This window comes from Pseudomonas sp. PDM22 (assembly GCF_014851965.1).
In the GTDB taxonomy this organism is placed as follows: domain Bacteria; phylum Pseudomonadota; class Gammaproteobacteria; order Pseudomonadales; family Pseudomonadaceae; genus Pseudomonas.
The window spans coordinates 590373-602682 of the sequence record NZ_JACVAR010000002.1; the positions used below are offsets into that span (position 1 = coordinate 590373).

General features: G+C 66.8%; 14 protein-coding genes. 1 reads left to right on the forward strand and 13 read right to left on the reverse strand.

Translation table 11 applies throughout. The features are described from left to right. Window positions 1–12: 12 nt before the first annotated feature. The 8 genes from IB255_RS08330 to rsxA all read right to left on the reverse strand — a co-directional run bounded on the left by IB255_RS08330 (window position 13) and on the right by rsxA (window position 6760). Entirely contained in the window at window positions 13–195 is a 183-nt protein-coding gene (locus IB255_RS08330; protein WP_081517714.1) for a PA3496 family putative envelope integrity protein, read from the reverse strand. Window positions 196–302: 107 nt separating this feature from the next. Then, on the reverse strand, window positions 303–941 hold the full coding sequence (nth, locus tag IB255_RS08335; RefSeq protein WP_081517715.1) for an endonuclease III: 639 nt from the start codon (window positions 939–941) through the stop codon (window positions 303–305). Continuing rightward, on the reverse strand, window positions 938–1651 hold the full coding sequence (locus IB255_RS08340) for an electron transport complex subunit E (RefSeq protein ID WP_192210051.1): 714 nt from the start codon (window positions 1649–1651) through the stop codon (window positions 938–940). The genes nth and IB255_RS08340 overlap by 4 nt, the downstream gene beginning before the upstream one ends. Beyond that, window positions 1644–2279, reverse strand: coding sequence for an electron transport complex subunit RsxG (gene rsxG, locus IB255_RS08345; RefSeq protein ID WP_192210052.1), 636 nt, complete (start codon window positions 2277–2279; stop codon window positions 1644–1646). The genes IB255_RS08340 and rsxG overlap by 8 nt, the downstream gene beginning before the upstream one ends. Further along, the gene (locus IB255_RS08350; RefSeq protein ID WP_192210053.1) at window positions 2276–3316 is read right to left on the reverse strand and encodes an RnfABCDGE type electron transport complex subunit D; all 1041 of its coding nucleotides are present in this window, start codon (window positions 3314–3316) and stop codon (window positions 2276–2278) included. The genes rsxG and IB255_RS08350 overlap by 4 nt, the downstream gene beginning before the upstream one ends. Beyond that, window positions 3316–5628, reverse strand: coding sequence for an electron transport complex subunit RsxC (rsxC, locus tag IB255_RS08355; protein ID WP_192210054.1), 2313 nt, complete (start codon window positions 5626–5628; stop codon window positions 3316–3318). Before rsxC ends, IB255_RS08350 begins: the two co-directional genes overlap by 1 nt. Then, window positions 5625–6179 (reverse strand): electron transport complex subunit RsxB, encoded by a 555-nt coding sequence (gene rsxB, locus IB255_RS08360; protein ID WP_192210055.1) that lies wholly within the window; start codon window positions 6177–6179, stop codon window positions 5625–5627. The genes rsxC and rsxB overlap by 4 nt, the downstream gene beginning before the upstream one ends. After that, entirely contained in the window at window positions 6176–6760 is a 585-nt protein-coding gene (gene rsxA, locus IB255_RS08365) for an electron transport complex subunit RsxA (protein ID WP_192210056.1), read from the reverse strand. Before rsxA ends, rsxB begins: the two co-directional genes overlap by 4 nt. A 208-nt stretch (window positions 6761–6968) precedes the next feature. Here rsxA and IB255_RS08370 point away from each other — a divergent pair, with 208 nt between their 5' ends. Then, window positions 6969–7499, forward strand: a complete 531-nt coding sequence (locus IB255_RS08370; protein WP_192210057.1) for a hypothetical protein — start codon at window positions 6969–6971, stop codon at window positions 7497–7499. Here IB255_RS08370 and IB255_RS08375 read toward each other — a convergent pair. From IB255_RS08375 to metG, 5 genes are read right to left on the reverse strand one after another with little or no spacing between them, the layout of a single operon-like run. Continuing rightward, complete coding sequence (locus IB255_RS08375; protein WP_151186185.1) at window positions 7493–7891, reverse strand: DUF350 domain-containing protein; 399 nt, start codon at window positions 7889–7891, stop codon at window positions 7493–7495. The genes IB255_RS08370 and IB255_RS08375 overlap by 7 nt on opposite strands. A 10-nt stretch (window positions 7892–7901) precedes the next feature. Next, window positions 7902–9017, reverse strand: a complete 1116-nt coding sequence (locus IB255_RS08380) for a glutathionylspermidine synthase family protein (protein ID WP_151186186.1) — start codon at window positions 9015–9017, stop codon at window positions 7902–7904. Further along, a complete protein-coding gene (locus tag IB255_RS08385; protein WP_151186187.1) occupies window positions 9017–9337 on the reverse strand; it encodes a hypothetical protein in 321 nt (106 codons plus the stop codon). The genes IB255_RS08380 and IB255_RS08385 overlap by 1 nt, the downstream gene beginning before the upstream one ends. Beyond that, entirely contained in the window at window positions 9334–10131 is a 798-nt protein-coding gene (locus IB255_RS08390; protein ID WP_412548117.1) for a DUF4349 domain-containing protein, read from the reverse strand. The genes IB255_RS08385 and IB255_RS08390 overlap by 4 nt, the downstream gene beginning before the upstream one ends. 35 nt (window positions 10132–10166) lie before the next feature. Further along, window positions 10167–12200: a methionine--tRNA ligase gene (gene metG, locus IB255_RS08395; RefSeq protein ID WP_081517724.1), complete on the reverse strand. Its 2034-nt coding sequence runs from the start codon at window positions 12198–12200 to the stop codon at window positions 10167–10169. Window positions 12201–12310 lie beyond the last annotated feature (110 nt).

The window sequence follows — 12310 nt, forward strand, 5'->3', positions numbered from 1 at the left end:
TTAGGAGAAGGCTTACAGATCGAAATCGTAGTCGGACAGTTGGCGCTGCAGGCGACGCTCTTCCAGGTAGTTGTCGATGATGCGGCGCTTGGTCAGGTTGGTCTTGGCGACCTCTGCCGATGCTTCGGCGCCGTCATCGCTGTCGTCTGTGCTGACATCGTCCTCGAGTTCGAGGTCTTCTTTGTCGTTTGCCATTCGGTGCACTCCACAACACGGGGTGTGTTGGCGCCCCTTATATCGACAAAGGCGTAAGCGGTAAAAAAGATTTTTTCAATCAGCCTGAAGGAATTTTCCCATAACGCTCAATCGTCCGACGTCTTGTGCTTGAACTCGCACAGGTCCTCGATTCGGCAGCTGCCGCACTGCGGCTTGCGCGCCTTGCAGACGTAGCGCCCATGCAGGATCAGCCAGTGGTGCGCATCCAGCAGGTATTCCTTGGGCACGAACTTGAGCAGCTTGCGCTCCACTTCCAGCACATTGCGCCCCGGCGCGATGTTGGTGCGGTTGGAGACGCGGAAGATATGGGTGTCCACTGCCATCGCCGGCTGTCGGAAAGCCGTGTTGAGCACCACGTTGGCGGTCTTGCGGCCCACGCCCGGCAGGGCTTCCAGGTCTTCGCGGTTCTCCGGAACCTGGCCGCCGTGCTTCTCGATGAGGATGCGGCAGGTCTCGATGGTGTTCTTCGCCTTGCTGTTGTACAGGCCGATGGTCTTGATGTACTCCGACAGGCCTTCCACGCCCAGGGCGTAGATCGCCTCCGGGGTGTTGGCCACCGGGTAGAGCTTGGCGGTGGCCTTGTTCACCCCGACGTCGGTGGCCTGGGCGGAGAGCAGCACCGCGATCAGCAGCTCGAACGGCGTGCTGTAGGCCAGCTCGGTTTCGGGGTTGGGATTGTCTTCCTTGAGTCGGCGGAAAATCTCCGCGCGTTTGGCGGCATTCATTCGATCACTCCGGTCACGCGGACGCGTTGGCGCTCGGTCGCGGGTACGTCGCCCGCCTGCGCCTTGGCGCGGTCCGCCAGGCTTTCATCAATACGGTTCTTCAGGGCAATCAGCAGGCCCAGCACCAGGAAGGCACCGGGCGGCAGCACGGCCAGCAACAGGCCCTGGTAGCCGGGAATCTGCAGTTTCCAGCTGGCGGCGCCGGGGCCGAACAGCAGGTCCATGCCGGCCAGCAGCGTGCCATGGCCGAGCAGTTCGCGCAGCGTGCCGATGGCCAGCAGGACCAGGGCGAAGCCCAGCCCCATCATCAGTGCGTCGAAGGCCGAGCGCGCCACGTTGTTGTTCGCGGCGAAGGATTGCGCGCGGCCGAGGATCACGCAGTTGGTGGTGATCAGCGGCACGAAGATGCCCAGCACTTCATACAGCTCGTACCGCCACGCCTGCATCAGCAGTTCGACGCAGGTGGTGAGGGTGGCGATGACCAGCAGGAAGGCCGGCAGGCGCACGGCCTCGCTCAGCGTGCCACGGATCAGCGCTACGGCGACGCTGGAGCAGACCAGCACGAAGATCGTCGCCAGCCCCAGGCCGAGGGCGTTGACCATGGAGCTGCTGGTGCCCAGCAGCGGGCACAGGCCGAGCAAGTGCACAAGGCCGGGGTTGTTCTTCCACAGGCCCTGCAGGGCGATTTCGCGGTAGCCGGGATTACTCATGCTTGTCTCCCGAGGTCGCAGGGGCCAGCAGCTCGGACTTGTGCGCGTCGAAGTACTGCAGCGCCAGGTGCGTGGCCTTGACCACCGCACGCGGGGTGACGGTGGCGCCGGCGAACTGGTCGAACTGGCCGCCGTCCTTCTTCACTTTCCAGCCGGCCTCGGCCGGGTCGCTCAGGGAACGGCCGTCGAAGCCGTGCAGCCAGTCGCTCTTGCCCAGTTCGATGCGGTCGCCCTGGCCGGGCGTCTCGTGATGCGCCACGACCCGCACGCCGAGCAGACGGCCTTGTGCGGTCACTCCCACCAGCAGTTGGATCGAGCCGCCATAGCCATCTCGCGCCACGGGCTGGAGCACGACCGCCGTGGTCTGCCCCTGGAGGCGGGCGAGGTAGGCGGGCGCCGGCTCGTCGCGGCCCAGCAGCTTGGGATCGAAGGCGCTGACTTCGGTCTCCAGTGGATGGTTGTCGTAGCTGCCCCTGGGCAGCAGTTCCAGCAGGGTGCGGCCACGCGCCTCGCGCTGGGCGGTGTCGATGCGCTGGGCGGTGAGCTGGTGGACGGTCGCCACCACGCCGGCGGCAAGCACCGCGAGCAGGCCCAGCGCCAGGACATTCTTCAGTAGGGTGCGGTTCATCGCTCACCCGCCTTGAAGCCGCGTTCGGGCTTCTTGTGTCCGTAAGTGCGTGGGCGGGTGAAGTAGTCGAGGGTCGGCGCGGCGAGGTTCATCAGCAGCACGGCGAAGGCCAGGCCGTCGGGGTAGCCGCCCCAGGCACGGATCACGTAGGTGAGCACGCCGACACCGATGCCGAACAGCAGTCGGCCGCGGTTGCTGGTGGCGCCGGAGACCGGGTCGGTGACGATGAAGAAGGCGCCGAGCATGGTCGCGCCGCTGAACAGGTGCAGCAGCGGCGAACCGTGGGAGTCGGAGCCGGAGCCGTTCCAGAACAGCAGGCTCATGACGAACAGGCCGCCGAGCATGCCCACCGGCGCGTGCCAGGTGAACAGCTTGCGCCAGAGCAGGAACAACCCGCCGGCCAGGAAGGCCAGGTTGACCAGTTCCACGCCGCGCCCGCCGATACGGCCGAAAGCGGGGGACTGCGCCAGCAGTTCTTCCATGGTCAGGCTGTGGTTGTTGCGCACCACGTCCAGCGCGGTGGCGCCGACCCAGGCGTCCGGCCCAAGGCTTGCGAAGCCGAAGATCTGCCGCAGGCCCTCGGCGAAGCCGAGCGCGCTGTCCGGCGCCGGCCACTGGCTCATCTGCTGCGGAAAGGACACCAGCACGACCGCGTAGCCGACCATCGCCGGGTTGAACGGGTTCTGCCCGAGGCCGCCGTACAGGTGCTTGCCGAAGATCAGCGCGAACACCGTGGCGACCGCGCTCAGCCACCAGGGCGAGTAGGGCGGCAGGGCGAGGGCGAGCAGCACCGCGGTGACCAGCGCGCTGCCGTCCTTGAGGAAGAAGGTCACCGGGCGGTTGCGCAACTTGAGCATCAGCGCCTCGGTGGAGAGGGCGAGCAGGCTGCACCAGAGCAGATTGAACAGGGTGCCGACGCCGTACAGGCCGATCAGCACCAGCGCACCCGGCGCGCAGGCGGCCAGCAGCGTCAGCATGACTCGCTGCGTGCGGTTGGCGCCTGTGGCGTGGGGCGAGCTGATGCGTGGCAGCTTCATCAAGGCGCCTCACCGCTGGCATCGGCGACTGCGCGTTCCGCCGTTTGCAGGCGCTCACGGGCAGTGGCCAGTGCCGAGTCGCCAGCACCTTCGCGTTCGAGCTTCTTCAGGTCGGCGCGGGCGTAGGCCAGTTCGGTTTTGGCGGCGCGCAGGGCGTCGGTGATCGGGCGCCTGTCGGTACGCACCAGGTCCGGCGGCGCCTTGCCGCTGGCGTCTTCGGCGGCGTGCAGGGCAGCTTCCGCGGCGGCGAGCGTCTGGCGGATCGCGTCCAGCGCCTCGGCGGACACGCCTTCGCGTTCAGCCGCGCGCAGGGCGTCGCGCTGGGCGATATAGACCAGCTTGGCCTGGCGCAGGGCGAGTACGCCGTCGACGGGCTGCTCGGTTTTCGGTTCGGTTGGCATGGCGGTCCCCTGCAGTTCGTTGAGTTGGCGCTCGATACGTTCGACGTCCCCGCGCAAGGAGGCGAGGGTGGCGCGCTGCTCGTCGCTGGGCGATTCGCCGAAGGCCTTCTCGGACTTCTTCAGCTGGGCGCGGGCCATGGCGGCGTCGATCTTCGCTTTCTTCAGTGCCGCTTCGCCCGCGACGGGGGCGGCAGCGGGCGTCGGCTCCGCGCTGGCGCCTTGCACTTCGGCAGCTGCCAGTGCGGCTTTCGCCTCGGCGGCGGCGATGCGCAGCTCGGCAACCTGGGTGCGCAACTGCTCGGTGTCATGGCTGGCCAGTTGCTTCTCGGCCTTGTTCAGCGCGACCTGGGCCATGCTGGCGTCGATCTTCAGGCGCTTGAGCTGGTCAGGCGCATTGCCCACGGCCTTTTCGGCCTTCACCCGCTCGATCACCGATTGCGCGGCCGGTGCGCTGGGCGTCTCGATTTCGGCTGGGTCTTCCTGCGCACGTTCCTGGCGGGCCAGGCGGTCGGCAGCGCGCTGTTCTTCCTCACGGCGCAGGCGCTCCTGGCGCTGCTCGAAGCGCAGGCGCGACTGCTCGGCCTTCAGCTGGCGCTGTTCCAGTTCGCGGATCTCGCCCTTGGCGGCGCGGTAGTACTGCACCAGCGGAATGCTCGACGGGCAGACGTAGGCGCAGGCGCCGCACTCGATGCAGTCGAACAGGTTGTGCGCCATCAACTGGTCGTGGTCTTCGGCGAAGAAGTACAACTGTTGCGGCAGCAGGCTGGCAGGGCAGACCTGTGCGCAGTCGCCGCAGCGGATACAGGGCATGGCCTGTGCCGGAGCCGGCAGCTCTTCGCGGGTGGCGGCCAGCAGGCAGTTGGCGGTCTTGATCAGCGGCACGTCCAGCGACGGCAGGCTGTCGCCCATCAGCGGGCCGCCGAGTAGCAGGCGGTCGAGCTTCGCGCTGTCGAGGCCGGCGAACGCCAGCAGCTCGCCCACGGGCGTGCCGAGCAGCGCTTCAACGTTGCACGGGCGTGCGAGTGCGGCGCCGGTCAGGGTGGTGATGCGCGAGATCAGCGGCCGCCCGCGCAGCACGGCGTCGGCCACGGCGACGGCGGTGCCGACGCTCACGCAGAGCATGCCGATATCCGCCGGCAGCCCGCCGGACGGCACCTCGCGGCCGGTCAGCACCTGGATCAACTGGCGCTCGCCGCCGGAGGGGTAGCGGGTCGGGACCGGTTGCAGGCGGATCGGCCGCTCACCAATGGTGGCCTGCAAAATGGCAATGGCCTCGGGCTTGTCATCCTCGATGCCGAGCAGCACCTGCTGCGGCTGGAGGATGTGCATCAGCACCTCGATGCCTTCGACCAGTTCGACGGCGCGCTCGCGCATCAGCAGGTCGTCGGCGCTGATGTAGGGCTCGCACTCGGCGCCGTTGATGATCAGCGTATGCAGGTCGTCCTGGGCGCGCGAGGCCAGCTTGGCGGCGGTGGGGAAGCCGGCGCCACCGAGGCCGGCGATGCCGGCCTGGCGGATGCGTTGCAGCAGTTCGACCCCGGAGAGGGACGCATACTGGGACACGGGGTTCAGCTCGATCCATTCATCCGCGCCGTCGCTCTCGATGACGATGGCGCGCACTGAAAGGCCGGAGCTGTGCGGATAAGGTTGCTCGCTGATCTCGACCACGGTGCCGGAGGTCGGCGCATGCAGCGCGGCGCTGATGGCACTGCCGGCCTCGGCGATCCGCTGGCCCTTGAGCACGCGCTGGCCAGCAGTGACGCAGGGCACGGCAGGCTCGCCGATATGCTGTTGCAGGGGCAGCACCAGTCGGCGCGGCAATGGTGGCTGCTGGATTGGCATGCCGGTGGACTGCTGCTTGTTCGCCGGCAGCGTCAGGCCGCCGGGGAAGTCCCAGACCTGCGCGTTCATGCCGCCTGCTCCCGGTCGGTCTGGATCAGCCGGCCCTGTGGCAGCGGCCATTTCCAGTCGGCGACGCGCAGCGGCAGGTCGCGCATCTCGATGCAGTCCACCGGGCAGGGTTCCAGGCACAGGTCGCAGCCGGTGCATTCGTCGACTATCACCGTGTGCATCAGCTTGGCCGCGCCGACGATGGCGTCCACCGGGCAGGCGCGGATGCACTTGGTACAGCCGATGCACTCGGCCTCGCGGATGTAGGCCACACGCAGCGGCGTCTCTTCGGCGGCGTCCAGCGGCAGGGGGGCGACGTCCAGCAACTCGGCGAGGGCGGCGATGGTCGCGGCGCCGCCGGGCGGACACTTGTTGATCGCGTCACCCTCGGCGATGGCCTGGGCGTAGGGCTTGCAGCCGGCATAGCCGCACTGGCCGCACTGGGTCTGCGGCAGCAGGTCATTGATCTGCCCGGCGATGGGCTCGCCTGCGACCTTCACCCGCGCTGAGGCCAGGCGCAGCGCCACGGCGCCGCCGAGGCAAACCACGATGATCAGCAGCGCCGCGATCATGGCTTGAGCAACCCGCTGAAGCCCATGAACGCCAGGGACATCAGCCCGGCGGTGATCATGCCGATGGCCGCGCCCTTGAACGGCTTGGGCACGTCGGCGATGGCGATGCGCTCGCGCAGGGCGGCGAACAGCACCAGCACCATGGTGAAGCCCAGCCCGGCACCGAAGCCCTGGAGGGTGGATTGCAGGAAGCCGAACTCGGCCTTGCGCGCATTCAGTAGCGCTACGCCCAGCACGATGCAGTTGGTGGTAATCAGCGGCAGGAAGATGCCCAGGGTTCGACCCAGCAGCGGGCTGGTTCTGTTCACCAGTAGCTCGGTGAACTGCACCACCACGGCGATCACCAGGATGAAGCCGATGGTGCGCAGGAATTCCAGGTCCAGCGGTTGCAGCACGTAGCGCTGCAGGATGTAGCTCAATGCCGAGGCGAGGGTGAGGACAAAGGTGGTCGCCAGGGCCAGCGCGAGCGCCGTCTCGATCTTGCGCGACACGCCCATGAACGGGCAGATGCCGAGGAACTGCACCAGCACGAAGTTGTTGACCAGGATGGCGCTGACCAGGATCAGGGCGAGTTCGGTCACGGCCGGGCACTCGCAGCCGGGCGCAAGGAAAGGCGGATCATGCTCGGAGACCGATGGTCAGCGGGTTGATGGCGGCGAGAGGACATGGCTCGAATACAAGGTGCGAAGTAGGCAATTGTACCTCCCCGAAATCAGTTGCGGTGCCAGGGGCGGCGGGAGGAATATCGGCGGCTGCCGAACCCGATCGGTTCCCCTCACGGAAGTCGCGATGCGCAAACCCCTGTCTGGGCGCTTCACCGCCCTTTGCCTGCTGTTCTCCAGTGCCCTGGCTTCGGCCGCGCCCTTCACCACGGCCGATCTGGTCGGCTGGCCGCGCATGAGCGTGGCCGACTTCGCTTGCCTGCTGGAGCAGCGCACTGGTCATGTCGACGCGCAGTTCAGCTGCGCCGCCAGCAAGAAGCTGAGCAACTGGGGCGACGCCTGCCACGACACCGATCTCAGCTACGCCGGCCCGCAGTTGGCCGAGGCGCAGGTGCGGGCGCTCGACCCGCGCATCGCGGCGGTGGACCTGGACTGGGAGTATGGCCGCCTGCAATCGGTCAACGTCACCTTCGACAGGATCATGACGGCGGAGGAGGTGGCCGACATCTTCCCGCAGGTGAACCTGGAAGACCCCACTTCACGGGACAACCTGAGCAACGCTTCGCTGCAGGACTGTGCGTCGGATGCGTCGTGCCTCTACCTGGAAGGCTTCGAGCACCTGGGTGGCGGCGACGTGGACTGCGGAGACGCTCAGTAGGTCATGCAGGCGGCGTTGAGCAGCCCGATGCACAGCGAGGCGCCGCCGAGGAATACGCCGTGGGCCAGGGTGTTGCTTTCGATGCCGCCCTTGAGCTCCGGCACCAGGCGCGACAGGCCGAGGAACACCAGCACCTGCACCAGCATGGCGATCACGCCCCAGATCAGCATGTCGACCAGGCTGACGCTGTGGGCGATGGCGCTGGCCAGCGGCAGGGCAAAGCCCAGCAGGGTGCCGACCAGGGCCACGGCGGCGCTGATGTTGCCCTGGCGGATCAGCTGGATTTCCGCGTAGGGCGTCAGGCGGATGTAGAGGCTGGTAAACAGCCCGAACAGGCCGATGGCCGAGGCGAAGTAGGCGAGGAAGTTGGGCAGGGTCTGCAGCAGGTTCATGGCGGATCCTTCAGACGAAATAGTGGGGAACGAAGCGGCTGCTGTCGCGGGTAATGGCGCTGGCGTCCTCGCGGATGCCCAGGCCGGCGGCCTCGCCGTCGATCACCCAGCAGCCCAGCACGGCATAATTGCCGTCGTGGTTGGCCAGCGGCGCATAGCCCTGGTAGATGCAGGGCGCGTCGGCGTGGGGGCCGTCGCTTTCCAGTTGCAGGTCGCCGGCGACGATGCGGATGTTCTCGCCCTCGCGGGAATACAGCGGCTTGCGCACGTAGGCGCCGGGGATGTCCTGGCGGTAGCTGGCGGGCAGCAGGTTGGGATGCTGCGGGTTGAGCTTCCAGAGGATCGGCAGCATGGCCTTGCTCGACATCAGCAGCTTCCACGCCGGCTCCAGGAAGCGGATGCCACTGCGCTCCAGGTGCTCGGCGAAGCTGTCCTGCAGCAGCCATTCCCAGGGGTAGAGCTTGAAGCAGTGGCGGATGTCCTGCTCGTACTGGTCGATGAAGGTGCCGCGCCCGGCGTGATGGCCGATGAACTCCAGTGGCAGGTAGCGCGTGGGCAGCCCGGCCTGGTGCGCGGTGTCGAGCAGGTAGAGGGCGTTGCCGGTGTCTTCCTCGTGACCGTCGATGGCGGTGAAGTGCAGCAGGCCGTCCGGGGCGATGGCCTTCCAGCGCGCGATCAGCTTCTCGTGCAGCGAGTTGAACTGGTCGGCGGCCGGGTTCACATCGTTCAGCCACTGCCACTGCACCACGCTGGCTTCCAGCAGGCCGGTGGGGGTGTCGGCGTTGTACTCGAGCATCTTCGGCTGGCCCTCGCCGTTCCAGGCGAAATCGAAGCGGCCGTAGAGGCTCGGGTCCTGGCGCTTCCAGGAACGGATGATTTCCTCGCGGGCTCCCGGCGGCAGCTGGAAGGGCTCGAAGTGGCCGGTGCGGATCACCCATTCCACGCACTCCAGGTAGCGCTGATGCAGGTCTTCGCTGGCGGCCTCCAGCGTCTCGATCTGTTCGAGGCTGAATTCGTAGGCCACCGATTCGTCCCAGTACAGGCCGTCGATGCTGTGGAAGGTGAAGCCGACCGCTTCGCAGCGCTCGCGCCAGTCGGTGCGCGGCGTCATGGCCAGGCGACGCATCAGCCGCCCCCGGAGAAGCGCGCGCCGGAGTGGCCGAAGCCGCCGCGGGTGACCAGTTGGCGCGATTGCACCTGATAGGTCTGCGCGGTCCTCGGTCGCGAGCCGTCCTCGTAGCTCGGCCCGCGATAGCGCCCGGAGCTGCTGCCGCCGCCACTGCTGCTGGTGGATTCCGGCTCGCAGGCATTGGGCGTCGCGCCCCAGTCCTTCAGGCAATCCTCGCGGTTGGCGTAGAGGTCGCGGTACACCGGGTTGTGGTGCAGCACGCTATAGAGCACCCCGCCGGTGAGCAGGGTGGTGAAGACGATGTTGGATTTCTTCATGCTGGGTGAGTGGCGCGCCGGGTTCCGAGTTTTCGCCACAGCCAGCGCAGGATCAGCCCGGCGACCAGCAGTACGACCAGCAGCGGCAGGCCGAACGCGGCCACCTGGATGGCGTTGACGGTGCCGTCGGTGAGTTCGTCCAGCGAGTTGCCGAAGGCCTTGCCGATGCGTGACCAGCGACCGCTGGGCTGGTATTCGCTGGAGAAGTCCAGGGTGAGCAGGTTGGTGGAGATGCGCCGTTGCTGCTGGGCGGCTTCCTGGCTGGAGGCCTGCAGTTGCTGCTCGACCTCGGCGGTGGCCTTGGCCAGGGCCAGCAGGTCGCTGACGCTCATGTCCTTGCGGCCCTGGAAGCCCTGCAGGGTCTGGTACTCGCGCTCCAGCCGGCCACGCAGTTGCTGGTTGTCGCTGACGGCCTGGGCGAGGTCTTCGGCACGGGTGCTGCGGCTCTGCAATTGCCCGCCGTCGGCTGCCAGGGCGACAAGTTTCTCTACGCCTTCGGGGACGATGCGCACGACCAGGTGCGCGTTGCGCATCTGGCTGTCGCCGCTCTGCTCGATGGCGATCAGCTCGCACTGGCCGAAGCGGTCCTGGGTGCAGGCATCGCGGGCGGCGGCCAGTTGCGCGTCGATGCGCTCGCTGGTCAGGCGGATGCCGACCTGGTGTTCATAGGCGAGGAAGGTGCCGGCCTTCGCCGCTTCCCCCTGGAAAGCGGCGCCGGAACCGGCGCCGTGCTCCGACGGAGCACCGCAGCCGGCGAGGGCGGCGCTCAGGACGAGTGCTGCCCAGTGGTGCAGTTTCATCAATGGCCTCCTTGCCGTGATGAGTTGTCTTACTTGACGCGCTGGCCGGGCTTGGCGCCGCTGTCCGGGCTCAGCAGGTAGATCTCTTCACCACCGGGGCCGGCAGCCAGGACCATGCCTTCGGAGATGCCGAACTTCATCTTGCGCGGGGCCAGGTTGGCCACGTACAGGGTCAGGCGGCCTTCGAGCTTGCTCGGGTCCGGGTAGGCGCTCTTGATGCCGGAGAACACGTTGCGCTTCTCGTCGCCGATGTCCAGGGACAGGCGCAGCAGCTTGTCGGCGCCCTCGACGAACTCGCACTTCTCGATCAGCGCGATGCGCAGGTCGACGGCGGCGAAGGCGTCGAAGTTGATCTCCGCGGCCAGCGGGTCCTTGGTCAGTTCGCCATTACCAGTGGGCTTGTTGGCGGCGGCGAGGTCTTCCTTGGAGGCTTCGATCATGGCTTCGATTTTCGCAGGCTCGATACGGGTCATCAGCGGGTTGAACGGGTTCAGTTGATGGTTGGCCAGCAGTTGCTCGTGGTCGGCCCACTTCAGCGGGGCGACGTTGAGGAAGGCTTCGGCGGCTTCGGCCAGCTTCGGCAGCACTGGCTTCAAGAAGATCACCAGCTGACGGAACAGGTTCACGCCCAGGGCGCAGATGGCCTGGACTTCGTCCTGCTTGCCTTCCTGCTTGTTCAGCGACCACGGGGCCTTGTCGGCGATCCAGGCGTTGGCCTGGTCGGCCAGGGCCATGATCTCGCGCATGGCGCGACCGAAGTCACGGGCTTCATAGGCCGCGGCAATGCTCGGCGCGGCAGTGCGGAAGGCCTCGACCAGTTCCGGCGCCGGATTGGCGTCCACCAGCAGGCCGTTGTTGCCCTTGTGGATGAAGCCGGCGCAACGGCTGGCGATGTTGACCACCTTGCCGACCAGGTCGGAGTTGACCTTCTGCACGAAGTCTTCGAGGTTCAGGTCGAGGTCGTCGACGCCGCGGCCCAGTTTGGAGGCGTAGTAGTAGCGCAGGTATTCCGGGTCCAGGTGGTCCAGGTAGGTGCGCGCCTTGACGAAGGTGCCGCGCGACTTGGACATCTTCTGGCCGTTGACGGTCAGGTAGCCGTGGACGTTGACCGCGGTCGGCTTGCGGTAGCCGGCGCCCTGGAGCATGGCCGGCCAGAACAGCGCATGGAAATTGACGATGTCCTTGCCGATGAAGTGGTACAGCTCGGCTTCGGAGCCTTCTTTCCAGTAGGCGTCGAAGTCCAGTTCCGGGCGGCGTGCGCAGAGGTTCTTGAAGCTGGCCATGTAGCCGATCGGCGCGTCCAGCCAGACATAGAAGTACTTGCCCGGCGCGTCGGGAATCTCGAAGCCGAAGTAGGGTGCGTCGCGGGAGATGTCCCACTCCTGCAGGCCGGAATCCAGCCACTCGGCGAGCTTGTTGGCCACCGAATCCTGCAGGGTGCCGCTGCGGGTCCACTGCTGCAGCATGTCCTGGAAGTCAGGCAGCTTGAAGAAGTAGTGCAGCGATTCCTTGAGCACCGGGGTGGCGCCGGAGATCGCCGATTTCGGGTCCTTCAGCTCGGTCGGGGCGTAGGTCGCGCCGCAGGCTTCGCAGTTGTCGCCGTACTGGTCGGCGGTGCCGCACTTCGGGCAGGTGCCCTTGATGAAGCGGTCGGCCAGGAACATCTGCTTTTCCGGGTCGAAGTACTGGGTCACCGGACGGGTGGCAATATGGCCGGCGTCGCGCAGCTTCAGGTAGATGGCCGAGGACAGCTCGCGGTTCTCTTCCGAGTGGGTCGAGTGGTAGTTGTCGAAGTTCACCTGGAAGTCGGCGAAGTCGGCCATGTGCTCGGCGCGCACGCCGTCGATCAACTGCTCGGAGGTGATGCCTTCGCGCTCGGCGCGCAGCATGATGGCCGAGCCGTGGGCATCGTCCGCGCACACGTACACCGCCTGGTTGCCACGCATCTTCTGGAAGCGCACCCAGATGTCGGTCTGGATGTATTCCAGCATGTGACCCAGGTGGATCGAACCATTGGCGTAGGGCAGGGCGCTGGTGACGAGGATCTTGCGGGCTTCGGACATGATGATCGGCCGTTCCGGTTAAAACGAGGGAATCGGCAACTATATAGGAAGCGACCTGTGGCAGGCCAGAACGGGCTACAGGCGGCAGGTCGCAGGCTGCAGGCACGAGC

Excerpts from the sequence above, each read along its gene's own strand:
- IB255_RS08330 (WP_081517714.1), bottom strand. The coding sequence starts at position 195 with ATGGCAAACGACAAAGAAGACCTCGAACTCGAGGACGATGTCAGCACA.
- nth (WP_081517715.1), bottom strand. The coding sequence starts at position 941 with ATGAATGCCGCCAAACGCGCGGAGATTTTCCGCCGACTCAAGGAAGAC.
- IB255_RS08340 (WP_192210051.1), bottom strand. The coding sequence starts at position 1,651 with ATGAGTAATCCCGGCTACCGCGAAATCGCCCTGCAGGGCCTGTGGAAG.
- rsxG (WP_192210052.1), bottom strand. The coding sequence starts at position 2,279 with ATGAACCGCACCCTACTGAAGAATGTCCTGGCGCTGGGCCTGCTCGCG.
- IB255_RS08350 (WP_192210053.1), bottom strand. The coding sequence starts at position 3,316 with ATGAAGCTGCCACGCATCAGCTCGCCCCACGCCACAGGCGCCAACCGC.
- rsxC (WP_192210054.1), bottom strand. The coding sequence starts at position 5,628 with ATGAACGCGCAGGTCTGGGACTTCCCCGGCGGCCTGACGCTGCCGGCG.
- rsxB (WP_192210055.1), bottom strand. The coding sequence starts at position 6,179 with ATGATCGCGGCGCTGCTGATCATCGTGGTTTGCCTCGGCGGCGCCGTG.
- IB255_RS08370 (WP_192210057.1), top strand. The coding sequence starts at position 6,969 with ATGCGCAAACCCCTGTCTGGGCGCTTCACCGCCCTTTGCCTGCTGTTC.
- IB255_RS08375 (WP_151186185.1), bottom strand. The coding sequence starts at position 7,891 with ATGAACCTGCTGCAGACCCTGCCCAACTTCCTCGCCTACTTCGCCTCG.
- IB255_RS08380 (WP_151186186.1), bottom strand. The coding sequence starts at position 9,017 with ATGCGTCGCCTGGCCATGACGCCGCGCACCGACTGGCGCGAGCGCTGC.
- IB255_RS08385 (WP_151186187.1), bottom strand. The coding sequence starts at position 9,337 with ATGAAGAAATCCAACATCGTCTTCACCACCCTGCTCACCGGCGGGGTG.
- metG (WP_081517724.1), bottom strand. The coding sequence starts at position 12,200 with ATGTCCGAAGCCCGCAAGATCCTCGTCACCAGCGCCCTGCCCTACGCC.